The sequence below is a fragment of the Nitratireductor indicus C115 genome (assembly GCF_000300515.1).
GTDB lineage: Bacteria > Pseudomonadota > Alphaproteobacteria > Rhizobiales > Rhizobiaceae > Nitratireductor > Nitratireductor indicus.
In genome coordinates this window covers 41,612-65,157 of the sequence record NZ_AMSI01000005.1, presented here as the reverse complement: position 1 = coordinate 65,157, position 23,546 = coordinate 41,612, and the positions used below count along the sequence as shown (strand labels likewise).

The 23,546-nt window shown below is 60.4% G+C and carries 21 protein-coding genes and 1 tRNA gene; 14 read left to right on the top strand and 8 right to left on the bottom strand.

Features of this window, described 5'->3' with window-relative positions:
• Positions 1-6 precede the first annotated feature (6 nt).
• From nuoH to NA8A_RS08435, 14 genes are all read left to right on the top strand, one after another.
• Positions 7-1,050: an NADH-quinone oxidoreductase subunit NuoH gene (gene nuoH, locus NA8A_RS08500; protein WP_009450018.1), complete on the top strand. Its 1,044-nt coding sequence runs from the start codon at positions 7-9 to the stop codon at positions 1,048-1,050.
• 40 nt (positions 1,051-1,090) lie between these two features.
• Positions 1,091-1,582 carry an NADH-quinone oxidoreductase subunit NuoI gene (gene nuoI, locus NA8A_RS08495; RefSeq protein WP_009450017.1) on the top strand — a complete coding sequence of 164 codons (492 nt, stop codon included), beginning with the start codon at positions 1,091-1,093 and terminating at the stop codon, positions 1,580-1,582.
• 125 nt (positions 1,583-1,707) lie between these two features.
• Positions 1,708-2,328, top strand: coding sequence for an NADH-quinone oxidoreductase subunit J (locus tag NA8A_RS08490; protein ID WP_009450016.1), 621 nt, complete (start codon positions 1,708-1,710; stop codon positions 2,326-2,328).
• Positions 2,329-2,333: 5 nt separating this feature from the next.
• Positions 2,334-2,642, top strand: a complete 309-nt coding sequence (gene nuoK, locus NA8A_RS08485) for an NADH-quinone oxidoreductase subunit NuoK (RefSeq protein ID WP_040672241.1) — start codon at positions 2,334-2,336, stop codon at positions 2,640-2,642.
• 10 nt (positions 2,643-2,652) lie between these two features.
• Positions 2,653-4,638, top strand: coding sequence for an NADH-quinone oxidoreductase subunit L (gene nuoL, locus NA8A_RS08480; RefSeq protein ID WP_009450014.1), 1,986 nt, complete (start codon positions 2,653-2,655; stop codon positions 4,636-4,638).
• Positions 4,639-4,641: 3 nt separating this feature from the next.
• Positions 4,642-6,159, top strand: a complete 1,518-nt coding sequence (locus NA8A_RS08475; protein ID WP_009450013.1) for an NADH-quinone oxidoreductase subunit M — start codon at positions 4,642-4,644, stop codon at positions 6,157-6,159.
• Between the two features lie 14 nt (positions 6,160-6,173).
• Complete coding sequence (gene nuoN / locus NA8A_RS08470) at positions 6,174-7,610, top strand: NADH-quinone oxidoreductase subunit NuoN (RefSeq protein ID WP_009450012.1); 1,437 nt, start codon at positions 6,174-6,176, stop codon at positions 7,608-7,610.
• 4 nt (positions 7,611-7,614) lie between these two features.
• A complete protein-coding gene (locus NA8A_RS08465; protein WP_009450011.1) occupies positions 7,615-8,442 on the top strand; it encodes a biotin--[acetyl-CoA-carboxylase] ligase in 828 nt (275 codons plus the stop codon).
• Between the two features lie 14 nt (positions 8,443-8,456).
• Positions 8,457-10,145 (top strand): ribonuclease J, encoded by a 1,689-nt coding sequence (locus tag NA8A_RS08460; protein WP_009450010.1) that lies wholly within the window; start codon positions 8,457-8,459, stop codon positions 10,143-10,145.
• Positions 10,146-10,186: 41 nt separating this feature from the next.
• Positions 10,187-10,591 (top strand): methylmalonyl-CoA epimerase, encoded by a 405-nt coding sequence (gene mce / locus NA8A_RS08455; protein WP_009450009.1) that lies wholly within the window; start codon positions 10,187-10,189, stop codon positions 10,589-10,591.
• Between the two features lie 6 nt (positions 10,592-10,597).
• Positions 10,598-10,867 (top strand): DUF1467 family protein, encoded by a 270-nt coding sequence (locus NA8A_RS08450; protein ID WP_009450008.1) that lies wholly within the window; start codon positions 10,598-10,600, stop codon positions 10,865-10,867.
• 632 nt (positions 10,868-11,499) lie between these two features.
• Positions 11,500-12,843 (top strand): proline--tRNA ligase, encoded by a 1,344-nt coding sequence (gene proS, locus NA8A_RS08445; protein WP_009450007.1) that lies wholly within the window; start codon positions 11,500-11,502, stop codon positions 12,841-12,843.
• A gap of 40 nt (positions 12,844-12,883) precedes the next feature.
• The gene (locus NA8A_RS08440) at positions 12,884-14,197 is read left to right on the top strand and encodes a lipoprotein-releasing ABC transporter permease subunit (protein WP_009450006.1); all 1,314 of its coding nucleotides are present in this window, start codon (positions 12,884-12,886) and stop codon (positions 14,195-14,197) included.
• Positions 14,197-14,976, top strand: a complete 780-nt coding sequence (locus NA8A_RS08435) for an ABC transporter ATP-binding protein (RefSeq protein WP_009450005.1) — start codon at positions 14,197-14,199, stop codon at positions 14,974-14,976. The genes NA8A_RS08440 and NA8A_RS08435 overlap by 1 nt, the downstream gene beginning before the upstream one ends.
• Positions 14,977-15,481: 505 nt before the next feature.
• On the opposite strand, the gene ggt is transcribed toward NA8A_RS08435, so the two are convergent.
• From ggt to NA8A_RS08390, 8 genes are all read right to left on the bottom strand, one after another.
• Positions 15,482-17,245 (bottom strand): gamma-glutamyltransferase, encoded by a 1,764-nt coding sequence (gene ggt, locus NA8A_RS08430; protein ID WP_009450004.1) that lies wholly within the window; start codon positions 17,243-17,245, stop codon positions 15,482-15,484.
• 276 nt (positions 17,246-17,521) lie between these two features.
• Entirely contained in the window at positions 17,522-18,238 is a 717-nt protein-coding gene (gene lipB, locus NA8A_RS08425) for a lipoyl(octanoyl) transferase LipB (protein ID WP_040672235.1), read from the bottom strand.
• A gap of 255 nt (positions 18,239-18,493) precedes the next feature.
• A tRNA-Leu gene (locus NA8A_RS08420) sits at positions 18,494-18,578 on the bottom strand.
• A 201-nt stretch (positions 18,579-18,779) separates the two neighbouring features.
• Entirely contained in the window at positions 18,780-19,991 is a 1,212-nt protein-coding gene (gene cml / locus NA8A_RS08415; RefSeq protein ID WP_009450002.1) for a CmlA/FloR family chloramphenicol efflux MFS transporter, read from the bottom strand.
• A gap of 188 nt (positions 19,992-20,179) precedes the next feature.
• Complete coding sequence (locus tag NA8A_RS08410) at positions 20,180-20,428, bottom strand: hypothetical protein (RefSeq protein WP_009450001.1); 249 nt, start codon at positions 20,426-20,428, stop codon at positions 20,180-20,182.
• 140 nt (positions 20,429-20,568) lie between these two features.
• Positions 20,569-22,110, bottom strand: coding sequence for a CYTH and CHAD domain-containing protein (locus NA8A_RS08405; RefSeq protein ID WP_009450000.1), 1,542 nt, complete (start codon positions 22,108-22,110; stop codon positions 20,569-20,571).
• Positions 22,111-22,616: 506 nt separating this feature from the next.
• Positions 22,617-22,868, bottom strand: coding sequence for a hypothetical protein (locus tag NA8A_RS08395; RefSeq protein WP_009449998.1), 252 nt, complete (start codon positions 22,866-22,868; stop codon positions 22,617-22,619).
• A 94-nt stretch (positions 22,869-22,962) separates the two neighbouring features.
• Positions 22,963-23,415, bottom strand: coding sequence for a TspO/MBR family protein (locus NA8A_RS08390; protein WP_009449997.1), 453 nt, complete (start codon positions 23,413-23,415; stop codon positions 22,963-22,965).
• Positions 23,416-23,546 lie beyond the last annotated feature (131 nt).

Genomic DNA, 23,546 nt, shown 5'->3' with positions numbered 1-23,546 from the left:
AGACGCATGGAACCTTTCTTCGCAACCTACGTCCTTCCGGGGCTTCTGATCCTTCTGAAGTCGGTGGTGTTGATCGTCGTCCTGCTGATCTTCGTCGCCTACATCCTCTATGCCGACCGCAAGATCTGGGCGGCGGTTCAGCTGCGCCGCGGCCCGAACGTGGTCGGTCCCTGGGGATTGCTGCAGGCCTTTGCCGATCTGTTCAAGTTCGTCTTCAAGGAGCCGGTCATTCCGTCCGGTGCCAACAAGGGCGTGTTCCTTCTGGCCCCTGTGATCGCGGCGACGCTCGCCATCGCCTCCTGGGCGGTGATCCCGGTCAGCGAAGGCTGGGCGATCGCGAATGTGAATATCGGTATCCTCTATGTTTTCGCCATCGCTTCTCTCGAAGTCTACGGCGTCATCATGGGCGGCTGGGCCTCGAACTCCAAATATCCGTTTCTGGGCGCGCTGCGCTCGGCGGCGCAGATGGTGTCCTACGAAGTCTCGATCGGTTTCGTCATCGTGACGGTGCTTCTTACGGTCGGTTCGCTGAACCTGACGGACATCGTGCTCGCACAGGGCGATGGCCTTGGCACCATGCTCGGCCTGCCGAACACCTTCCTCGACTGGAATTGGCTGGCGCTGTTCCCGATGTTCATCGTGTTCTTCATTTCCGCTCTGGCGGAGACGAACCGTCCGCCCTTCGACCTGGTGGAAGCCGAGTCGGAACTGGTCGCCGGTCACATGATCGAATATTCCTCGACGCCGTTCCTGCTCTTCTTCCTTGGCGAATATGTCGCGATCGTCCTGATGTGCGCGCTCACCACCATCCTTTTCCTTGGCGGGTGGCTGCCGCCCTTCGACTTCGCGCCCTTCACCTGGGTGCCGGGCATCATCTGGTTCGTGCTCAAGGTGTGCATGGTCTTCTTCATGTTCGCCCTGGTGAAGGCGTTCGTGCCGCGCTACCGCTATGACCAGCTGATGCGTCTTGGCTGGAAGGTGTTCCTGCCGCTGTCGCTGTTCATGGTCGTGGCCACCGCGGCATTCCTGAAAATCACGGGGCTCGCATGATCATGTCGCTGCCCTTCAACACGCGCGCCGGAGAATAGTCATGTCTGCGCTCGCTCAAGCCGCAAAATCGCTGCTTCTGAAAGAGTTCGTGGGGGCCGTTTTCCTCTCCATGCGCCAGTTCTTTGCGCCGAAGCCGACGCTGAACTATCCGCATGAGAAGGGGCCGGTTTCACCGCGCTTCCGTGGCGAACACGCGCTGCGCCGTTATCCCAACGGCGAGGAACGCTGCATCGCCTGCAAGCTGTGCGAGGCGATCTGCCCCGCGCAGGCCATCACCATCGAGGCTGGCCCGCGCCGCAACGACGGCACCCGCCGTACGGTGCGCTACGACATCGACATGGTGAAGTGCATCTATTGCGGCTTCTGCCAGGAGGCTTGCCCGGTGGATGCGATTGTCGAGGGACCGAATTTCGAATTCGCCACCGAGACGCGCGAAGAGCTTTACTACGACAAGGACAAGCTGCTCGCCAATGGCGACCGCTGGGAGCGGGAACTGGCGCGCAACATTGCCTTGGACGCACCGTATCGGTGAAGATTTGAACCACGGACGGGGCAGTGTTCTCGTCTGACACATGCGAATTCGTTGCCTGGCGGGGCCGGGCGATCACACTCAGCCGGGCACGACCCGGCCAGGGCTAGTAGGGTACCGAGGGAACCATGCTGACAGGACTTGAGGCGATCTTCTTCTATCTCTTCGCCTTCCTAACCGTCGCGGCGGCCTTTTTGGTCATCTCCGCGCGCAATCCCGTGCACTCGGTGCTGTTTCTGATCGTCGCCTTCTTCAATGCGGCCGGTCTCTTCCTGCTCACGGGCGCCGAGTTTCTCGCCTTCATCATGCTCGTCGTCTATGTCGGCGCGGTGGCGGTGCTGTTCCTCTTCGTCGTCATGATGCTGGATGTGGACTTTGCCGAGCTGAAGCGCGGTGCGCTGCAATATGCGCCAGTCGGCGCGCTGGTGGGCATCATCCTGGCGGCGGAGCTTGTCATCGTGCTCGGTGGCTATGCATTCGCGCCCGAGCTTGCCAGCGACATCTCCAAGCCGATACCGCCGGCCGATGTGCGCCACAACACGGCTGCTCTCGGCGACATCCTCTATACGGATTACATCCACTTCTTCCAGATCGCCGGCATGGTGCTTCTGGTGGCCATGATCGGCGCCATCGTGCTGACCCTGCGCCATAAGACCAATGTGAAGCGGCAGAGCATCTCCGCGCAGGTCGCGCGCACGCCCGAAACGGCGATCGAGATCAAGAAAGTCGAAACGGGCGAGGGAATCTGACCATGCTGGAAATCGGCATCGCACACTATCTGACCGTATCGGCCATCCTCTTCACGCTCGGCGTGTTCGGCATCTTCCTGAACCGCAAGAACGTCATCGTCATCCTGATGTCGGTGGAGTTGATCCTTCTGTCGGTGAACCTGAATTTCGTCGCCTTCTCCTCGGTGCTTGGCGATCTGGTCGGTCAGGTCTTCGCCTTGTTCGTTCTCACCGTCGCGGCGGCGGAAGCCGCGATCGGTCTTGCCATCCTCGTCGTCTTCTTCCGCAATCGCGGCACCATCGCCGTCGAAGACATCAACATGATGAAGGGCTGAGAGCCGGGTTATGTATCACGCGATCGTTTTCCTTCCGCTCGTCGGATTTCTGATTGCCGGGCTCTTCGGCCGGTCGATCGGCGCGAAGGCGTCCGAGTACATCACCTCGGGCCTGATGGTTATCGCCGCGCTTTTGTCCTGGGTGGCCTTCTTCTCGGTTGCCATGGGCAGCGGCGAGGCCTTCACCGTTCCGGTTCTGCGCTTCATCACCTCGGGCAGCCTGGACATGTCCTGGGCGCTGCGCATCGACACGCTGACCGTGGTCATGCTGATCGTAGTCAACACGGTCTCCGCGCTCGTGCATATCTACTCCATCGGCTACATGCATCATGACCCGCATCGGCCGCGCTTCTTCGCCTATCTGTCGCTGTTCACCTTCGCCATGCTCATGCTGGTGACGTCGGACAACCTGATCCAGATGTTCTTCGGCTGGGAAGGCGTGGGCCTGGCGTCCTATCTGCTGATCGGTTTCTGGTTCAAGAAGCCATCGGCCAATGCCGCGGCCATGAAAGCCTTTGTGGTCAACCGCGTCGGCGACTTTGGCTTCCTGCTTGGCATTTTCGGCCTCTTCATGCTCTTCGGTTCGGTGAATTTCAGCACGATCTTCGCCAATGCGGCTACCTATCTGCCCGCCGAAGGCGCTGAAGCGGGCGAGGCGGTTCTGACCTTCCTCGGCTATGCGCTCGACAAGGGGGCCGCCCTCACGGTCATCTGCCTTCTGCTTTTCATGGGTGCCATGGGCAAATCGGCGCAGGTGCCGCTGCACACCTGGCTGCCTGACGCCATGGAAGGCCCGACGCCGGTCTCCGCGCTCATTCACGCTGCCACCATGGTGACGGCCGGCGTGTTCATGGTCGCGCGTCTGTCACCCATCTTCGAACTGTCCCACACGGCTCTGACCGTCGTCACCTTCGTGGGCGCCTTCACGGCCTTCTTCGCCGCGACCGTCGGCCTCGTTCAGAACGACATCAAGCGCGTCATCGCCTATTCGACCTGTTCGCAGCTCGGCTACATGTTCGTGGCGCTTGGAACGGGCTTCTACGGCGCGGCCATATTCCATCTCTTCACGCATGCCTTCTTCAAGGCGCTGCTGTTCCTCGGTTCGGGCTCGGTCATCCACGCCGTTTCCGATGAGCAGGACATGCGCAAGATGGGCGGCCTTCGCAAATTGATCCCGACCACATACTGGATGATGGTCATCGGAACGATTGCGCTGACCGGCGTCGGCATTCCGCTGACGGTCATCGGCACGGCCGGTTTCTTCTCGAAGGATGCGATCATCGAAGGCGTCTTTGCGGGAGAGAACTACTTCTCGGGCTTTGCCTTCGTGCTTCTGACCGTCGCTGCGGTGTTCACGAGCTTCTATTCCTGGCGTCTCATCTTCATGACCTTCCACGGCAAGCCCCGCGCTTCGGCCGATGTGATGCATCATGTTCATGAATCGCCGCTCGTCATGCTGGTTCCGCTGTTCATCCTGGCTGCTGGCGCTCTCTTTGCAGGCGTTGCCTTCAAGGAGTTCTTCATCGGCCATGATTACGAGCACTTCTGGAAAGCTGCCCTGTTCACCCTGCCGGAAAACCACATTCTGGAAGAGTTCCACCACGTTCCGCTGTGGGTGAAGCTTGCGCCCTTCGTCGCGATGCTCCTCGGCCTTTACGTGGCCTGGGTCTTCTATATTCGCTCGCCCGAGCGTCCGAAGGCGTTGGCGCGCCGCTTCAGCGGCCTCTATGCCTTCCTGCTCAACAAGTGGTATTTCGACGAGGCCTACGACTTCCTGTTCGTGCGCCCTGCCAAGCGCCTTGGCCACTTTCTCTGGAAGAAGGGCGATGGCATTGTCATCGACGGGCTTGGCCCGGACGGCATCTCGGCCCGCGTGGTCGATGTGACCAACCGCATCGTCAAGCTGCAGAGCGGTTATCTCTATCACTATGCCTTCGCCATGCTCATCGGCGTTGCGGCTCTCGTTACCTGGATGATGCTTGGAGGCACGTTCTAAGCCATGACCGACTGGCCCATTCTTTCCACGGTCACCTTCCTGCCTCTGGTAGGTGCCTTCCTCATTCTCCTGATCCGGGAAGACGGTAACGGCGCGCGCCGCAACATCCGCAACGTTGCGTTGTTGACCACGGTCTTCACCTTTGTGCTGTCGCTGTTCATCTGGGCGGGCTTCGATGCTTCGTCGCCCGGTTTCCAGATGGTCGAAAAGAGCGAATGGCTCGGCTCCGGCATTTCCTATCACATGGGTGTCGACGGTATTTCGATGCTGTTCGTCATCCTGACGACCTTCCTGATGCCATTCTGCATCCTGGCGAGCTGGGAAGCCATCGAGCACCGCGTCAAGGAATACATGATCGCGTTCCTCATTCTGGAAACGCTCATGATCGGTGTGTTCTGCGCCCTCGACATCGTGCTCTTCTACGTCTTCTTCGAGGCGGGCCTGATCCCGATGTTCATCATCATCGGCGTGTGGGGCGGCAAGCGGCGCGTTTATGCGAGCTTCAAGTTCTTCCTCTACACGCTGCTCGGTTCCGTCCTGATGCTGCTCGCGATGATGGCGATGTACTGGCAGGCGGGCACCACGGACATTCCGGCGCTTTTGACCCATGTCTTCCCCGTCGGCATGCAGTACTGGCTATGGTTCGCCTTCTTCGCGTCCTTCGCGGTGAAGATGCCCATGTGGCCGGTTCACACCTGGCTTCCCGATGCGCACGTCGAGGCGCCGACGGCGGGGTCGGTTATCCTGGCGGGCATTCTCCTGAAGATGGGCGGCTACGGCTTCCTGCGCTTTTCGCTGCCCATGTTCCCGGTCGCCTCCATGGATCTCGCGCCGCTGGTCTTCACGCTTTCGGTCGTCGCCATCATCTACACCTCGCTGGTGGCGCTGATGCAGGAAGACATCAAGAAGCTGATCGCCTATTCGTCGGTCGCACATATGGGCTTTGTGACCATGGGCATCTTTGCGATGAACCAGCAGGGCGTGCAGGGCGCCATCTTCCAGATGCTCTCGCACGGCCTCGTCTCCGGCGCGCTGTTCCTGTGTGTCGGCGTGATCTATGACCGCATGCACACCCGCGAGATCGCGGCCTATGGCGGCCTGGTCAACAACATGCCGAAATACGCCACAGTGTTCATGATCTTCACCATGGCCAATGTCGGCCTGCCGGGCACCAGCGGCTTCGTCGGCGAATTCCTGACGCTGCTGGCCGTGTTCGAGGTCAACACCTGGATCGCGCTCTTCGCCGCGACGGGCGTGATCCTTTCGGCCGCCTATGCGCTGTGGCTCTACCGCCGCGTGGTGTTCGGCGCGCTCACCAAGGAAAGCCTGAAGGGCCTGCTCGACCTTTCCGCCCGCGAGAAGCTGATCCTCTACCCGCTCGTGGTTCTGGTCATCTTCTTCGGCGTCTATCCGGCGCCCATTCTCGATGCGACGGCGGTTTCGGTCGAAGCGCTTGTCAATAACGTGTCCCTGGCAGCCGACGCTGCGCGGGAAGCGGCCTCTTCGGCAGCCGCACAGTAAACGGACGAAATGAAATGACGCCAGATCTGACGATAAGCCTGATCCTTGCCATGCCGGAGCTGCTTTTGGCGGTGGGCGCCATGGCGCTTTTGATGATCGGCGTCTTTTCCGGTTCGCGGGCAAACAGCACCGTAACCGGTCTCGCCGTTGCGCTGATGGTTGCCGTCATCGCGCTGATGCTGATCTTCCCCTCCGACGGGCGCGCCTTCGGCGGGGCCTTCGTGAGCGATGCCTTCGCCCGCTTCATGAAGATTCTGACCGTGCTCGGCTCGGTCGTTACGCTGATCATGTCGGTCGGCTTTGCAAAGGCCGAAAAATTCGACAAGTTCGAATACCCGGTCCTTATCATGCTCGCCACGCTCGGCATGATGCTGATGGTCTCGGCCAACGACATGCTGTCGCTTTATCTCGGCGTTGAGCTCCAGTCCCTGGCGCTTTATGTGGTGGCCGCCTTCAACCGCGATAGCGCGCGTTCTACCGAAGCGGGCCTTAAATATTTCGTTCTGGGCGCGCTGTCGTCCGGCATGATGCTCTACGGTATCTCGCTGGTCTATGGCTACACCGGCAACACCGGCTTCGATGTGATCGCGGCTTCCCTGTCGGGGGCGGAGCGTCAGCTTGGCCTCGTCTTCGGTCTGGTCTTTGTTCTTGCCGGCCTCGCCTTCAAGATTTCCGCTGTGCCGTTCCACATGTGGACGCCGGACGTTTACGAAGGTGCGCCGACCCCGGTTACCGCCTTCTTTGCGGCTGCACCCAAGATGGCTGCCATGGCGCTTCTGGTGCGCGTCACGATGGGCGCCTTCGAGCCGATCGCGCTCGACTGGCAGCAGATCATCGTCTTCGTGTCCATCGCCTCCATGGTGCTCGGCGCTTTTGCGGCCATCGGCCAGCGTAACATCAAGCGCCTGATGGCTTACTCCTCCATCGGCCATATGGGATATGCGCTGGTCGGTCTTGCGGCCAATTCGGAAGCCGGCATCCACGGCGTGGCGATCTATATGCTCATCTACCTCGTGATGACGCTGGGCACTTTCGCCGTCATTCTTGCCATGCGCCGCAACGAGGGCAATGTTGAGCAGATCGACGATCTGGCCGGCCTGTCTGCCACCAATCCGATGATGGCCACGATCATGACCATCCTGATGTTCTCGCTGGCCGGTATTCCGCCGCTCGCGGGCTTCTGGGGAAAGTGGTACGTGTTCCTGGCGGCCATCGATGCGAACCTCTATGCGCTCGCCGTGATCGGCGTTCTGGCCTCGGTCGTCAGCGCCTATTACTATCTGCGGGTCATCAAGATCATGTGGTTCGACGAGCCGGTGGCCGGTTTCCAGCCCATGGCCGGCGAGTTGCGCCTTGTTATGCTGCTCTCGGGGGCCTTCGTGCTCTTCTATGTCCTGATCGGTGGTCCGGTCGGGCGGTATGCCGAGGCCGCCGCCAAGTCGTTCTTCTGACGGCATGACGACCTTCCGCCTGGCGCCGTCCGCCATCGCAGCGGGCTACCGGCTGGAGGCCCATGAAACCGTTGGATCGACCAACGCACTCGCCATGGAGCGGGTGCGGGAAGGAGATCGGGGTGATCTGTGGATCGTCGCCTCGCGCCAGGAAAGCGGTCGTGGCAGGCGCGGGCGCGAATGGGCGACCCCGACGGGCAATCTGGCGGCCACGCTTCTGACGATCGGTACTTTCCAGCCTGCGGCTGCCGCGACGCTGGGATTTGTCGCGGGGCTTGCGCTTTCTGATGCGCTTGCCGCCGTCGTGCCCACTGTGCGGATCGGTGTTGCCGCCGATGGCGGCAATCTGAAATCGGGTCGTTTCGAACTCAAATGGCCGAACGATGTCCTGGCCGACGGGGCTAAGTTGTCCGGCATTCTGCTTGAATCGGCCCTGTTGCCGGATGGCCGGTTTGCCATTGCCGTCGGCATCGGCGTGAATGTGGTGGCCCATCCCGAGGATGTGCCTTACCCGGCAACCTCGCTGCGCAAACTTGGATTTGCGGGGGATGCGGGCGACCTCTTCCTTGCGCTTTCCGATGCCTGGGTCGATAACAGTCGCCTTTGGAACGGTGGGCGCGGCCTGGAAGCCATACGTAAGCGCTGGCTGGAACGGGCGGCAGGCTTGGGTGCTCCGGTGTCCGTTCGTATTGATGGCCGCGTGGTTCGCGGTGTTTTCGAAACCATTGACGAAGCCTGCTGCTTCGTGATCCGCGAGGCGGATGGTTCATTGCTGAGGGTCGCCGCCGGCGACGTGCATTTTGGCGCCGTTGCATCGGCGCGTGACGATTGAGAGAAAGGGAACCCATGGCGCGTTCCACCACCAACAAGCAGGCCGCAGGGGCCGAACTGGTTTTTTGCCCTCTGGGCGGTGTCGGCGAGATCGGCATGAATTTCGGTCTCTATGGCTTCGGGCCGGCGGGCAAGCGTGAATGGATCATCGTCGACTGCGGCGTCACCTTTCCGGGACCGGATATGCCGGGCGTGGAGCTTGTCCTGCCCGATATCAGCTTCATCGAGGATGAGATCGACAATCTGCGCGGCATGATCATCACCCATGCCCATGAGGATCACTATGGCGCGGTGCTCGACCTCTGGCCGCGCCTTCAGACCGATGTCTGGATGACGCCCTTTTCCGCGGGGCTGCTGGAAGCGAAGCGCCAATCCGAATCCAATGCGCCGAAAGTCCCCATTCAGATTTTCCGGGCTGGCGAGACCTTCGAGGTCGGCCCGTTCCGCATCGAGGCAGTGGCTGTCGCCCATTCCATTCCCGAGCCTGTTTCATTGGCGATCACCACGCCGCTCGGCACCGTGATCCACACGGGCGACTGGAAGATCGACCAGGCCCCGTCCATTGGCCCCAAGACGGACGAGGCGCGCTTCCGCGCGCTCGGAGATGCGGGGGTTCTGGCACTCGTATGCGATTCCACCAATGCCATGCGCGAGGGTGAATCGCCCACCGAGGAAGCTGTGGGCGAGGGGCTTCGCGAGGTGATCGCCGCCGCCAAGGGGCGTGTGGCCGTCACCACCTTTTCCTCCAATGTCGGGCGCATCCGCTCGATTGCCGAGGCGTCGCGTGACGCCGGGCGCGAGGTTCTGGTGCTTGGCCGTTCGCTCAAGCGCGTGATCGATGTCGCGACCGAACTCGGTTATCTCGACGGACTTCCCGGGTTCCTCGACGAGGAGGAATTCCAGACGATCCCGCGCGACAAGGTGGTGATCCTGTGCACGGGCAGCCAGGGCGAGGGACGTGCCGCCCTTGCCAAGCTCGCCCGCGACGAGATGCGCAATGTCAGCCTGGCGCCGGGCGATGCGGTTGTGTTTTCCTCCCGCGTCATTCCGGGCAATGAGAAGGCCATTCTGGAAATTGAGAACCAGCTCATAGAGCGCGGTATCCGCATCATCGGCGATGGCGATGCGCTGGTTCATGTTTCCGGCCACCCGCGCCGCAGCGAATTGCGGCGGATGTACAACTGGACGCGGCCGCAGGTTCTCGTGCCGGTGCACGGCGAAGCGGCGCATCTGGTCGCACAAGGCTCGCTCGGCGCCATGGAGGGGATTCCCGACGTGGCCCAGGTGCGCAATGGTGACATGCTGCGTCTTGCTCCCGGCAAGGCCGAAATCGTCGGCGAAGTGCCCCATGGCCGCATCTTCAAGGATGGCCGGCTGATCGGTACGGATCAGGAAGTGGGGCTGCGCGACCGGCGCAAGCTCTCCTATGCGGGCCACGTGGCCGTGAACATCGTTCTCGACGAACGTCGCGAACTGGACGGCGATCCGGACATCGTCGCGATAGGCGTTGCCGAACTGGATGAGAGCGGAACGCCGCTCGAAGAGATCATGCTGGAGGCGGCGATTGGCGCCGTGCGCAGCATTCCGCGCGCCCGCCGCAAGGATCTCGATCTGGTGTCTGAATCCGCGCGTCGCGCGGTCCGCAATGCGGCCAATGCTGCCTGGGGCAAAAAGCCCGTTGTGACGGTCTTCGTGACGCAATAAGCAAGGGAAGCCCGTCACCGCACAGAAGACGAGATAATCTCATGCTCGGACGCTTGAACCATGTGGCCATCGCCGTACCCGATCTGGCGAGCGCCACCGCTCTTTATCGCGATACGCTTGGCGCGAAGGTCTCCGCGCCGCAGGCGCTGCCCGATCATGGGGTGACGGTAGTCTTCATCGAGCTCGATAACACCAAGGTCGAGCTTCTGGAGCCATTGGGTGAGGCTTCGCCCATTGCGGGTTTTCTGGCAAAGAACCCCGATGGCGGCATGCATCACGTCTGCTACGAGGTGGAGGATATCGTTGAGGCCCGTGACCGGCTGAAGGCTTCGGGCGCGCGCGTTCTGGGCGATGGGGAACCGAAGATCGGAGCACATGGAAAGCCCGTGCTTTTCCTGCATCCGAAGGATTTTTCCGGAACGCTGGTCGAGCTAGAACAGGTCTGAGAAACGATGAACTGGGTTTCGCTTTTCGCTGTCTTCTTCATCATCTGGTGGGTGGTGCTCTTTGCAACCTTGCCGTTCGGCCTGCGCACCCAGGACGAGGATGACGATGTGACGCTTGGCACGACTGCGAGTGCACCGCGTGGCCCACATATGCTGCGGGCGCTCATTCGCACCACCATCGTGTCGCTGATTGTCTTCGGTTTTCTCTATTTTCTCACCCGCGGCCTGGGCCTGTCGATAGACGACATCCCACGCATCGTTCCGCGCTACGACTGAAATTCGAGCATTCTGCTGTCAGATGACGCCGCCTGACAGCAGAATGAAGGCGGGAAAACATATAATTGAGCACTGTGCATCCGAAAGGAAGCACGGCGTTTTATCGCTGATTGTATCCGTAAATGGAAAATCAGTCGCCTTGCCGGACGGGAAGACGCAGGCCAGATACTACACGATAGCCTGCGCATACGAGTTTACCTGATAAACCCTGAAGCCGTCCGATGCTGTAGGCGCAAAAAAAAATGCAAGGCTCAAGGCCTTGCTAAACTCAACGCGTCCGATCCTTTACCGTATCATCGTCGGCGGCTGCGAATAACCGCGCCTGGATCGCATCCTCCCAAGACTTTGACCGCGCAATGAAGGTGAATTTCAGCTTCACCCTCTTGTTATGGGTGCGCACCATAGAGCAAGTTGAGACGAATTGTCACGAGGAAAATTGTGTTTGAAATGCATTGTTATCATTGACGGCTGCAGGCCTTGCTCTGCAACGCCCCAACGTCGGGTCCTGCGCGTAAACAGGGTGTTCCTGCGGGTTTTCAATCCATTGCGAAATGGTTAAGAAGCCGCACTCGGGTCGTTTTGCGGCTCTGATTCCGATCATGGCTCCCGGAGCCGACCAAATGGATGCGTCTATGCGACTGTCGCGCTATTTCCTGCCGATTCTGAAAGAAACTCCCCGTGAGGCGGAGATCGTCTCCCACCGCCTTATGTTGCGCGCCGGCATGATCCGCCAGCAGGGCGCGGGCAGCTTCTCCTGGCTGCCACTCGGCAAGCGCGTGCTCGACAAGGTCTGCGCCATCGTGCGTGAGGAACAGGACCGTGCAGGCGCCCAGGAAATCCTCATGCCGACCATCCAGTCGGCCGATTTGTGGATCGAGAGCGGCCGCTACGATGACTATGGCAAGGAGATGCTGCGCATCACCGACCGTCACGAGCGCAAGATGCTTTTCGGCCCGACCAACGAGGAGATGGTGACCGACATCTTCCGGTCCTATGTGAAGTCCTACAAGGACCTGCCGCTCAATCTCTATCACATCCAGTGGAAATTCCGCGACGAAGTCCGCCCCCGTTTCGGCGTGATGCGCTCGCGCGAATTCCTGATGAAGGACGCCTATTCCTTCGACTTGGACTATGAGGGCGCGCGCGCTGCCTATAACCGTATGTTCGTGGCCTATCTGCGCACCTTCGCCCGCATGGGTCTGCAGGCGATCCCGATGCGTGCCGATACGGGCCCCATCGGCGGTGACCTTTCGCATGAATTCATCATTCTCGCCTCCACTGGCGAGAGCGAAGTGTTCTGCCACAAGGAATTCCTCGATCTCAAAGTGCCCTCGGCGGACGTGAATTTCGGCGATGACCGCCAGATAGCCGGTATTGTCGAAACCTGGACGACGCCCTATGCGGCGACCGACGAGATGCATGACGAGGCGGCATGGGATGCCATTCCCGAAGCCGAAAAGGTTTCTGCCCGCGGCATCGAGGTCGGCCATATTTTCCACTTCGGGACGAAGTATTCCAAGCCCATGAACGCTTCGGTCACGGGGCCGGACGGCAAGGAGCATTTCGTGTCCATGGGATCTTACGGCATCGGTCCGAGCCGTCTTCTGGCGGCCATCATCGAGGCGAGCCACGATGAAAACGGCATCATCTGGCCGCAAAGCGTGGCACCCTTCGACATAGGCCTGATCAACATGAAGGCGGGCGACGGGGAGTGCGACCGGGTTTGCGAAGAGCTTTACGAGAAGCTGCAGGCCGCCGGCAAGGACGTGCTCTATGACGACACCGACCAGCGCGCGGGCGGAAAATTCGCAACCGCCGACCTGATCGGTCTGCCCTGGCAGCTTATCGTCGGTCCGCGCGGCGTGGCCAATGGCGAGGTGGAAATCAAGAACCGCGCTACGGGCGAGCGCGAGACCATGCCGCTTGAAGCCGCCCTCAACCGCCTCGCTGCCAACCCGGCGGGGACTGCCGCCTGATGAAGCGGCCCGGCCCGGCCACGATCCGAGAGGTTTGGAAATGAGCGACGCCGCCACCACAGGGGTAGCCGCCGCACCGGGAGACGCCGCTCCGAAGGGAGCTGGACCGTTCTCGCATTTCGAGAGGCTCGTGGCCTGGCGCTACCTGCGTTCGCGGCGCAAGGAAACGGTGGTTTCCGTCATCGCCATCATTTCCTTTCTCGGCATCATGCTTGGCGTTGCCACGCTGATTGTGGTGATGGCGGTGATGAATGGATTCCGGGCGGAGCTCCTGACCCGCATTCTGGGCGTCAATGGCCATCTGATCGTTCAGCCGGTCGACATGCCGCTTAACGACTTCGATGCCGTTGCAAAGCGGATAGAGGGCGTTACGGGCGTCAAGCTGGCGATGCCTATGGTCCAGGGACAGGTGCTGGTCTCAGGCACATCGGGTGCTGGAACGGGCGCCATCGTGCGTGGGGTGCGGGCAGAAGACCTCGCGCGCCTCGATCTGGTTTCCAGGAACATCCGTGATGGCTCGATGGTGAATTTCGCCGCCGGCGAGGGGCTGGTGATCGGCACCCGCATGGCGCAGAATCTCGGCCTGTCCGTCGGCGACATGATTACGCTGGTGGCGCCGGAGGGAGACATCACGCCTTTCGGCACGACGCCGCGTGTCAAATCCTATCCCGTTGCCGCGACTTTCGAGATCGGCATGTCGGAATATGATTCCTCCGTCATCTACATGCCGCTCGAGGAAGCGCAGCTCTATTTCAATGCGGAAGGCCTGGTGCAGTCGATCGAGCTCTTCGTCGACAATCCCGATGCCGTGGACACATTGCGCCCGGCGGTGGAGGCGGCGGCCCAGCGTCCGATTCTGCTTTCTGACTGGCGTCAGCGCAACAGCACCTTCTTCTCCGCCTTGCAGGTGGAGCGCAATGTGATGTTCATGATCCTGACCATGATCGTGCTCGTCGCATCGCTCAACATCATCTCCGGTCTGGTGATGCTCGTTAAGGACAAGGGGCATGATATCGCCATCCTGCGCACCATGGGGGCGACCAGCGGGGCGATCATGCGCATCTTCCTGATGACGGGGGCTGCCATCGGCATCGCGGGCACGATAGCAGGGCTGGTCCTCGGTGTGGTGATCTGCTGGAACGTGGAATCGATCCGCCAGTTCTTCTCCTGGCTGTCGGGCACGACGCTCTTCAATCCCGAGCTCTATTTCCTGAGCCAGCTGCCCGCGAAGATGGAACTTGGGGAAACGGTTTCCGTGGTCGTCATGACACTGACCCTGTCCTTCCTGGCAACGCTGTTTCCCGCCTGGCGCGCCTCGCGGCTCGATCCGGTCAAGGCTCTGAGGTACGATTGATGGCGGCTCCAATCCTGCAATTGAAGGGAATAGAGCGCAGCTATCGGGAGGGAAGCGGCAGCCTGACCATTTTGAAGGATGCGGAATTCTCGCTCAAGCGCGGCGAGATGGTCGCCCTGGTTGCGCCTTCCGGTGCCGGCAAGTCCACGCTTCTTCATCTTGCCGGGCTACTCGAAGCGCCGGATGCGGGGCAGGTCATCGTTGGCGGCCGCGATTGCGGCGGTCTTTCAGACGATGCGCGCACCGCCATCCGCCGCAACGAGATCGGCTTCGTGTATCAGTTCCATCATCTTCTGCCGGAATTCTCGGCCGAAGAGAACGTGATGGTGCCACAAATGATCACGGGCATGGCGCCTGCCGAGGCGAGCGCCCGTGCCAGGCAGTTACTGGATTATCTGCGTGTGGGACATCGCGCCAGCCATCGGCCGGCCGAACTGTCGGGCGGCGAGCAGCAGCGCGTGGCCATTGCCCGCGCCGTTGCCAATGCGCCACGGGTTCTGCTTGCGGACGAGCCGACCGGCAATCTCGATCCTGTGACGGCAAGCTATGTGTTCGATGCCTTGGAAGCGCTTGTGCGCCAGTCGGGCCTTGCAGCCTTGATCGCCACCCACAACCATGAGCTTGCTGCCCGCATGGATCGCGTGGTCACGCTTGATGGCGGCAAGGTCGTTCCCTTCAAGGCATCACCGTTTCACGGAAACCCTGAGCCGATCTATCTCTTTGTTTTTCCGCATTTATGCAGACGTCAGGTGATTTCACCTGACTGCAAAATGCTCTAAGGCCTGCATCAAATCCCAAGCACCGGGCCCTGTTCGAAAGACCTTGCACGGTGCCGGACCTCGTATGGTGTAGGCCACGCGCTGGGCTCTGGGAGAAGGCTGCTGCTTTACCCTTCCCGTCACTTTTGGGTTGCAGCCTTTCGGCCCGCCCTCACAAGCGAGAGGATGGCCTCAAATTGTATTGAAAATCAGAACGCGCCGATGAAGACGGCGGCGACCATGATGAATGAACTGACGGCGACGAGCGAGATGACATCCTGAAACAGATCGGTCATAATTCCCTCCTGATCTCTTTATGAACCCTTTATGTTCTATTTATGTTCACAAGTCAAGGCAAGCTTGGCCCACCCCTTGACGCAGGGGAAAGAGGGTTGACGATTCGTAAATTCGGAAAGCCGGCTCTGGCGCCGTGGAGTGCCATGGGCGCTGAACGAGCGGGCCAGCTCTGCCGTGAAAAGCCGGCGGTGGAACTGTAACCACCGCCGGCAGTCAATGCGGCCTGAGTTCAGTCGCCGAGGGCGACGCCCTCGCGGCGCGGATCGGCAGCGCCTTCGAGCGCACCGGGAAGAATGGCGATGCCATGCAGGCCCGAATTGAGGTCTCCAACGGTTGTCTTGAAGCCGAACGCTGCAAGATCCTTTTCGAGGGTCTCAGCCGAGGTTCCTGCTTCGACCGTATAGGTGCCGAAACGGTTTGTCAGATGCGGCAGGTCGATTGCTTCCTGCATGTTCATCTTCCAGTCGACCAGCGCGATGATCGTATTGGCCACATAGGGGATGATGTTGCTGCCGCCGGGAGAGCCGAGCGCGTAGACCGGCTTGCCGTCCTTCAGGACGATGGTGGGCGACATTGAGGAGCGTGGCCGCTTTCCGGGTTCGACACGGTTGGCTACGGCCTGGCCATCCTCTTCAGGCGAGAAGGAGAAGTCGGTCAGCTGATTGTTCAGGATGAAGCCGGCGGCCATCTGGCGCGAACCGAAGGCGCTTTCCACCGAAGTGGTCATGGAAGCGATGTTGCCCTGATCGTCCACGATGACGAAATGCGAAGTGGAAGGCTGCTCGAGGTTCAACCCGTCAATGCGCAGCTCGGCCTTATCCCATGGCGGGGTGCCCGCCTTGACCTCGTCGGCGCTGAGCGCGGTGGGGCGCCGGATGAGATTGGAACGGTCTTTCAGATAGTCCTGATTGAGAAGCCCGTCCGGCATCTTCACGAAATCGGCGTCGGCCATGTAGCGACCGCGATCGGCGAAGGCCAGGCGCGTTGCATCCCCGATGATGCGCCAGCTTTCGGGATCTTCGGGGCCGAGTGCCGCAAGGTCGAAGTGCGACACCATGCCGAGAATCTGGCCGACGGTCAGCGCTCCGGAGGAGGGCGGTCCCATCCCGCAGACATCGAGGCCCCGATAGGGAGCGCATACGGCTTCCCGTTCCTTGACCTCATAGGAAGAAAGATCGTCCAGCGAAAGCAGGCCCGGATTGCCTTCATGCGCCTTGACGGCGGCGACGATCTTCTCCGCGACCTCTCCGGCGTAGAACCCGTCCGCACCCTTTTCGGCGATGAGTGTCAGCGTTTGCGCATAGTCGGGATTCTTCAGCACCGTGCCGGTGGCAAGCGGCTCTCCGGCCTGATCGTAGAAATAGGCGCGTGCCACAGCTTGCCGATCGAGCTTGCCCTTGTCCTCGCCCAGCAGGGCGTTGAGGCGCGGCGAAACGGAAAAGCCCTCCTGCGCGAGCTTGATGGCTGGTCGAAGCGTGTCGGCCCAGGAGAGTTTGCCGGCCTTTTCGTGCACGGCTTCCATCAGGCGCACGACGCCGGGCGTGCCGACGGAGCGCCCGCCCACCACCGCATCGAAGAATGCGAGGGGCTCACCCTTGTCGTCCAGAAAGAGCTTCGGCGTGACGGCGGCGGGCGCTGTCTCCCGGCCATCGAAAGTGGAGAGCTTACCGCTTGCGGCATCGTACCAGACCAGGAATGCCCCACCGCCTATGCCGGAAGATTGCGGCTCCACAAGGCCAAGGACGGTCTGAACTGCGATAAGCGCGTCGGCCGCGCTTCCGCCCTTGCGCAGGATTTCAAGGCCGGCTTCGGCGGCCAGAGGATTGGCGGCGGCAACCATATGGGTCTTGGCGTGGACGACGCTTTTTTCGGCCATGCCGCTCGCGGCTTCGGGGGCATGGGCATCCGTTGCCTGTTGGGCAAGCGCGCTGCCGGTCGCAAGCAGCAGGCTGGACAGGAGAGCAAACGATGTCAGATTTTGCGATAAGTGCACTGTCGATCCTCCTTGACGCTAGAGTTTGCAGTCAGGTGAAATCACCTGACGCCCGCACGAATGCGGGAAACAAGAGAGCGGTGCGCTCGTAAGAGCGCATGAAACTCTGAAGGATGACCACGAGATGCGCAGCCATCCGCCGGGGCGCTGGGAGTAGAGCATATTATGGCCCGCGGGGAAGGCCGGCCCCGATCGAAACTGGCCGAATCTGGCCAAATCTGGCCAAATCTGGGGAGAACGCAGGATGCATAGGAAGGCGCTTATGCGCTTATAACGCTACCGGCGTTCGGCGGGACCGAAAATTTCCTCGAAGGCGTTTTTCAGCGCCAGGTCGAAATCCTCCATCGTCACCGGCAAGCCGAGATCGACCAGGCTGGTGACGCCATAACCGCTTATACCGCAGGGAACGATGCCGCCGAAATGAGCCAGTTCCGGTTCGACATTGACCGCAATGCCATGAAAGCTGACCCACCGACGAATGCGGATGCCGATTGCTGCGATCTTGTCTTCGGCGGCCTGTCCGCCGGGAAGCGGCGGCTTTTCAGGGCGGGCAACCCACACGCCGACCCGGTCTTCGCGGCGTTCGCCTTTAACGTTGAAGCTCGCGAGCGCGGTGATGATCCAGTCCTCGAGTGCCGCGACGAAGGCACGGATATCCTCGCGCCGGGTTTTCAGGTCGAGCATCACATAGGCCACGCGCTGGCCGGGGCCATGATAGGTGTATTCGCCGCCGCGCCCCGCCTTGAAGACGGGAAAACGATTCGCGTCGAGAAGGTCTTCGCTCTGTGCGCTGGTTCCGGCGGTGTAGAGGGGAGGGTGTTCCACCAGCCAGATAAGTTCGCCCGCCTTGCCTTCCCGGATAAGGCCTGCCCGCTCTTCCATGAAGGCGAGGGCTTTCTCGTAATCGGTCAATCCCGGTTCGATGCGCCATTCCACCGGCGGCTGGTCACCGCGAGGCAGGAAAACGGTATCGATCTGGCCGCGTTCGCTCATGGCTGGTCCCGTTTCCAAATATGTCGACGCTTCATGACCCGTGCGGAGCCATGAGGAGCGCTTCATCACCTTGCATTCAGGCATTCCGCCAGAATTCGGATGGCTTCATCGAAGTGCAAGATGCTTCAGCTGCACATATGGCGATTAACCGCGTTGCGGTCCAGCGTCATTGGCAAAAACTGTCATGGAGGAGAGAATTACCCAGCGGCTTGTCCGAAAGACAGGCAGCTACAGACAGAGGATTTGGGAGAGAGATGGTGCGGTCGAGAAGACTCGAACTTCCACGGGTTGCCCCACAGCGACCTCAACGCTGCGCGTCTACCAATTCCGCCACGACCGCACGCAACGAAAGGCCGGTTCGCACCGGCACCGGGCATGTAGCAAATAGGATTTCGCGACACAAGAGCGCCAATGAGCGATTTCGCAAAATTCTTCACAGGTTGAATGTTTCTGTCTCAGCTATCTGTTGGCTGGCTTGCCCAAAGCTGCGGAAAAGGCACAAAATCGGGCGATCCCCACTGGGATCGCCCGGTCTCCAGAATCATCGGGCCTTCTGTCGTAACTGAAAGCGCTGCACGCCTTTGAGAGCTGCCGCGGTCAATGCGGCCATGCAGAGACCGTAAGCAGCCAGCGGCCAGATTGTGTCGCTCCCCAGGCCGATCACGAAGAAGGTCCCGAGAAGGCCCACAATCAGGCTTTGAACACAGAAATGCAGCGCAACGGCCGTTCCCGCAATATCGCTGAATTCGGCCAATGCGCCGTTTGCCGTGACCGATCCTGTGAAGACTATCCCCACCGCGATCAGCCACATGGGCACGATGAAGCTGGTGAACGAGGGGGAGAAAACGAAAGCACCGCCGGCAATCAATGCCGAGCCGGTCGCAATAAGAGCCATGCCCCGATAAGCGCTTCCCGGAATACCCCAATGTTCCACGCAGGTCTTCGCGAAACGGGTAGTGATGATCATCGCACCGGCAACCGTTGCGAACGCAAGGCTGAAACCCAATTGCGAAAAGCCGGCCCGCTCGATGAGGATGCGCGGTGCCGTTGAGAAGAACACGAAAAACGTGCCCATCGCGGTGCCGAATGCCATTGTATAGGCCCAGAAAACGGGGCTTCCCAACACCCTGCGAAACGATCCTGCCCGCAGGGCTTCGGTCTTTACCGGCCGGGTTTCCTGCCAGGCGGGCAGGGCGGCGATGAAGGCGATGAGCGCAGGAACGCCAAGGGCGATGAAAATTGACTGCCAGCCCAGCTTTTCAGCGAGAATAGCTCCGATGATGGGCCCAAGCGCTGGAGCAAAGGAAAGCATGGCGTTCATCAGGCTGTAGACGAGCGCGCTCTCGGGGCGGTCTCCATAAACGTCGCGTACGGTGGCGAATACGCCGACCAGCGCCGCTGATGCGCCGACCGCCTGAACGAAGCGCAGGGCGAGAAAAGCCATGGGGGAAACCGCGATGGCCAGAAGAAAGGATGCGGTCGTGAAGACAAGCGCGCCTCCCAGAACCACGGGGCGGCGGCCGAACCGGTCCGATAGTGGTCCGAAGATGATCTGCCCCACGCCTAATGTCAGCATGTAGAGCGTGAGGGTCAGTTGGACGATCTGCGGGGTTGTTCCGAGGATGACGGGCATGGCAGGAACCACCGGCAGGTAGATATCCATGCCAAGCGAAGCAAGAATGTTGAAGGGAGCCAGCAAGGCAAGCGCCACCGGCAGGCTGTGGCGCCAGGGCCGTTGTTTATGAAAATTCATGACGAAATCCGCTCAAATGATTGGCATTTGGCGGCGGCCTGTAGAGCCGGAAAAGAGATGGAACCGGTCAGACTGCCGCAACAATTTGAAAAACTGTTGCGGCCTAGCGGTCTGCTTTCTTGGCGTCCATCTTCCTGATCCTTTCCATGGCAAGATGCCTTGCCGGTCTATACGTCGTTCCTGAAAATTTAAAAGGCGAGAATGACGGTTGCTGCGATTGCCATGGCGATGGAAAGCACAATCAAGCCCATGAAGCTGCGGGCCCAGTCGAAGAACATGGCATAGCCGGCAGCCCAGGCGGCGGTGGCCGCTCCAAGCGCGAACATGAATGCGTCGCGCTCGCCGCTCGCGATGGCGGCAGCCATCAGCCCACCGATGATGATCGCCCCGAAGGTTACGATGATCGCGACCGCATAGGCGTCGTAACGTTCGTTCATTCCCTATCCTTTCGATGGTCGCCGTGCGGCGCGCACGGCAGTCCACCCGCCAAGGATTTTCTAGCAGCATCCAAGCTTGCAGGGAAAGCCCTGCAAGCCATCAAGCGGTGCAAAGACGCTCGATCGCCCCGCCGCACCCATCAATCCCAGGGAAGTTTGCAGGCAATAAGTGCATCCCACAATTCGCGCGCATGGTCCCAGCTTTCCTGCGCCTTGTGCTGGCGCGCACCCAGAATGCGGCCGATGGCGCGCTGCGTGGAAATGTCTTTCATATCCCTGAAAGGCGGCTGGGTGAGGAGGGCCTCCACCATGGTTGCATCATTGAGATCGCCGAACACCACCTGCAGTGCCCGGAGCTTCCCCAGGAACCGCGATGTGGCTTTCTCGGGGAGCAATGGCGCTGAAAATTCAAGAGAGTAACGAAGCTTTTTGAGCTCCTTGCGCAGCGCGTGGCGTTGCTCGAGGTCAAGCATGTCGATCCTGCCGGCGCGCTGTATGACCCGCTTCCAGCGTTTGTTCAGGGCCTTGCGGGCAGCGTCGGAAAAACTGCGCTCCCCGCCGGCATCGCCCGTCAGCCGTCCCGTCTCGATGAACTGGGCAAGCGTGATCAAAAGATCCTGGACCCGGGGGCCGGTCAGAATGAGGCGCAGTATGCCGCGCACCGCTCCCGCCTGTTCGCCGATGCTTGTGCGCAACAGGTCGAAACCGGTTTCTTCGGGGTGGGCGGCCGCCTCCTGGGGGATTATCTGCGTGCAGATCACATCCAGGTCCCGCAGTCTGCCGACTTCCCGGCCGAGCCAGCGGCATTCTTCGCGCAGGCTTTCGAGGTCGAAACTGTCTTGCCCGTCTTCTGGTTCCCCGGCGAAGGCAAGGGCGCTTCGCAGGCGGCGCAGGCCGATCCGCAATTGATGCGGCCCCTCCGGCGCTTCAAGAAGCCGGACCGCTTCGATATTGGCGCAAAGCTGGTCGAAGCACTCGCGCAGCATGGCACGCAGCGCTTTTTCGCAACTCTCTTCCGGGTCGAGAGGAACGGGAAAAGCCTTGCGGGGGATCACTGCGGGCTCGATACAGCCTTCATCGAGAAGCATGAAGCCGCGGGCGGCCTTGGAATAGCGCGAAGGCCGAAAGCCGCCATCGGGCAGGAGAAAACGGGCGATCTCGTAAAGGTCGCGCGGGGCGCCTTCCACAAGCTCGATCTCAAGCTCGTGGAGAGGCGCGCTTTTTCCCGACGCATGGATTTCCCCATTGTCGAGCGCCAGCACTGCTCTGGTGCCGTTCAATTCCACATCGAAGCCGTGACGTTGAATCTTTGTCTCAAGTACCGGAATCAAAATCTGAGGCTCTGGGATCAGTCTTTTGATTTTCTTGCGTAACTTCTGGTTTTGAATAACCTCGAAGGAAATCGTGTCGGTTTCGATCTCCTGTTCGTCTTCCTCGGCTTTGGAAAGGCCACCGGCCAGTTGTCCGCGCCATTTCACGGTTTGCAGCCAGCGCTCGCCGTCATGACGAAGCCTGAGCGCCATCTTCTCATGCCGTAAGATGCCCTCTGGCGTGTCGAAATAGATGCTGTGAAGCGCGTTCTGCCGGGGCTCTCCCCGGATCATGTCGAGGCCGGGAAGCAACGCTGCAAGGTCTTTGGCGCGTTCTGCGCCGATGAGGACTTTCAATTCGATTTCACGCATGCAGGACCCCAAAGGCAGTCACGATGAGCGCGATCTATCCCGCCATATTCACAGGAATAAGACAAATAATGTTTATCGCCGGCGCGCATAAAGGCGTCGGCCAAGAGGGGGGCTGGTGCGGTTACGGGGTGGCCGCCCTGACGGCCCCGGTACAGCAATGCGCACCGCAATTCACATCAATCCCGCCGGGAATTGGACTTTCGGTCGTCCAAAAAGGGCACAGCGAGCCCCGCAGCAACGAGTATGAGCACACAGCTGCCAATATACGCGTACAGATATAACACGCGTTAACTCTCGATACACGGCGCATGGCGCCTTCGTTCAACATCGAGACCGCAACGGGGCCGAAACGATTCAGCCTGCGCGCAAGTCCCCCCAATCAAAGGCTTTTAGCCACCTCACTCCCCAAGAATGAGGTAACTCCCTTTAGGATTATTAAACACGGTTGACGTTGCGGAAGCAATAGCCGGCTATGGGCTTTCTTGGGAAATCCCGACGCTTCCTGTCTATTGTGAAGGAGGCTTGTAAATCGGAACTTCCAGCTTGAGAGGGCGCGGGGTCAAAAGGGTCTTCACATCCCGCTGCTGGTCGCGCCAGCGTTGATGCTCCCGATCGAGCAATTCCTGGCTTCTTTCAGCGGCATCCGCGGCACGCTGGTCCTGCGCACTCCAGGTGTCGAGCGGTTTGGTAATGGTGTCGGCTGCTGCTGCGTGAATGCCGACCGCTGCCGATAAGATCGCTAATGCCAAGACTTTCATCTTCATGCTCCGTGATTCGAAGCGCCACCCGCACAAATTCCCGATGCAAACACAATGTAGTAATCGCATGTGTTTATCGCCACCCATGTTCGCTTCAGTTGAGCACCATGATCGATCCGTTCAACAGCGCTGCAAAGGCGACCCAGGCCGCATAGGGCACGAAGAGAAGGGCAGCGGGCCGGTCGGTGTCCCAGCAATCGCGGATGAAGGCGAAAATCGTTGCCAGAAGAGCCAGGATGACGACGAACGCCAGCGGAATCTGGTGAGCGACAAAGAATATGGGTGACCAAAGGAAGTTGAGCACAAGCTGTAGCCACCAGGCACGCATGGCCATGCTTGAAGCTGCCCGTTGACAGGTGCGTGCACCGGCAATCGCGATGAGAATGTAAAGCAGGGTCCAGACTGGGGCAAAGACGGCGTTGGGTGGATTGAAGGCCGGCTTTGCGAGTGCTGCATACCACTCTCCCGGGCGGGTCACATAACCGATGAAGAGTCCCCCTACCATGACGAGGAGAAGGAAGGGCAGGAGTGTTCTGGCGCGGGGCATAGGGTTTTCCTGACGGGTTTTTGAAGGGATGTAGCCCCGAAAGATCAGCCGGCAAGCCTTGCCGCGCGCTTTGTGTCGCAAGGAAGCGCCCCGTGGCCCCGTGACTTGAATTTCTTCGGCGAAAAGCCTTG

Bases quoted from the DNA above. Each gene is read 5' to 3' on its own strand.
- nuoH (WP_009450018.1), top strand. From the start codon at position 7: ATGGAACCTTTCTTCGCAACCTACGTCCTTCCGGGGCTTCTGATCCTT.
- nuoI (WP_009450017.1), top strand. From the start codon at position 1,091: ATGTCTGCGCTCGCTCAAGCCGCAAAATCGCTGCTTCTGAAAGAGTTC.
- NA8A_RS08490 (WP_009450016.1), top strand. From the start codon at position 1,708: ATGCTGACAGGACTTGAGGCGATCTTCTTCTATCTCTTCGCCTTCCTA.
- nuoL (WP_009450014.1), top strand. From the start codon at position 2,653: ATGTATCACGCGATCGTTTTCCTTCCGCTCGTCGGATTTCTGATTGCC.
- NA8A_RS08475 (WP_009450013.1), top strand. From the start codon at position 4,642: ATGACCGACTGGCCCATTCTTTCCACGGTCACCTTCCTGCCTCTGGTA.
- nuoN (WP_009450012.1), top strand. From the start codon at position 6,174: ATGACGCCAGATCTGACGATAAGCCTGATCCTTGCCATGCCGGAGCTG.
- NA8A_RS08465 (WP_009450011.1), top strand. From the start codon at position 7,615: ATGACGACCTTCCGCCTGGCGCCGTCCGCCATCGCAGCGGGCTACCGG.
- NA8A_RS08460 (WP_009450010.1), top strand. From the start codon at position 8,457: ATGGCGCGTTCCACCACCAACAAGCAGGCCGCAGGGGCCGAACTGGTT.
- mce (WP_009450009.1), top strand. From the start codon at position 10,187: ATGCTCGGACGCTTGAACCATGTGGCCATCGCCGTACCCGATCTGGCG.
- NA8A_RS08450 (WP_009450008.1), top strand. From the start codon at position 10,598: ATGAACTGGGTTTCGCTTTTCGCTGTCTTCTTCATCATCTGGTGGGTG.
- proS (WP_009450007.1), top strand. From the start codon at position 11,500: ATGCGACTGTCGCGCTATTTCCTGCCGATTCTGAAAGAAACTCCCCGT.
- NA8A_RS08440 (WP_009450006.1), top strand. From the start codon at position 12,884: ATGAGCGACGCCGCCACCACAGGGGTAGCCGCCGCACCGGGAGACGCC.
- NA8A_RS08435 (WP_009450005.1), top strand. From the start codon at position 14,197: ATGGCGGCTCCAATCCTGCAATTGAAGGGAATAGAGCGCAGCTATCGG.
- lipB (WP_040672235.1), bottom strand. From the start codon at position 18,238: ATGAGCGAACGCGGCCAGATCGATACCGTTTTCCTGCCTCGCGGTGAC.
- cml (WP_009450002.1), bottom strand. From the start codon at position 19,991: ATGAATTTTCATAAACAACGGCCCTGGCGCCACAGCCTGCCGGTGGCG.
- NA8A_RS08410 (WP_009450001.1), bottom strand. From the start codon at position 20,428: ATGAACGAACGTTACGACGCCTATGCGGTCGCGATCATCGTAACCTTC.
- NA8A_RS08405 (WP_009450000.1), bottom strand. From the start codon at position 22,110: ATGCGTGAAATCGAATTGAAAGTCCTCATCGGCGCAGAACGCGCCAAA.
- NA8A_RS08395 (WP_009449998.1), bottom strand. From the start codon at position 22,868: ATGAAAGTCTTGGCATTAGCGATCTTATCGGCAGCGGTCGGCATTCAC.
- NA8A_RS08390 (WP_009449997.1), bottom strand. From the start codon at position 23,415: ATGCCCCGCGCCAGAACACTCCTGCCCTTCCTTCTCCTCGTCATGGTA.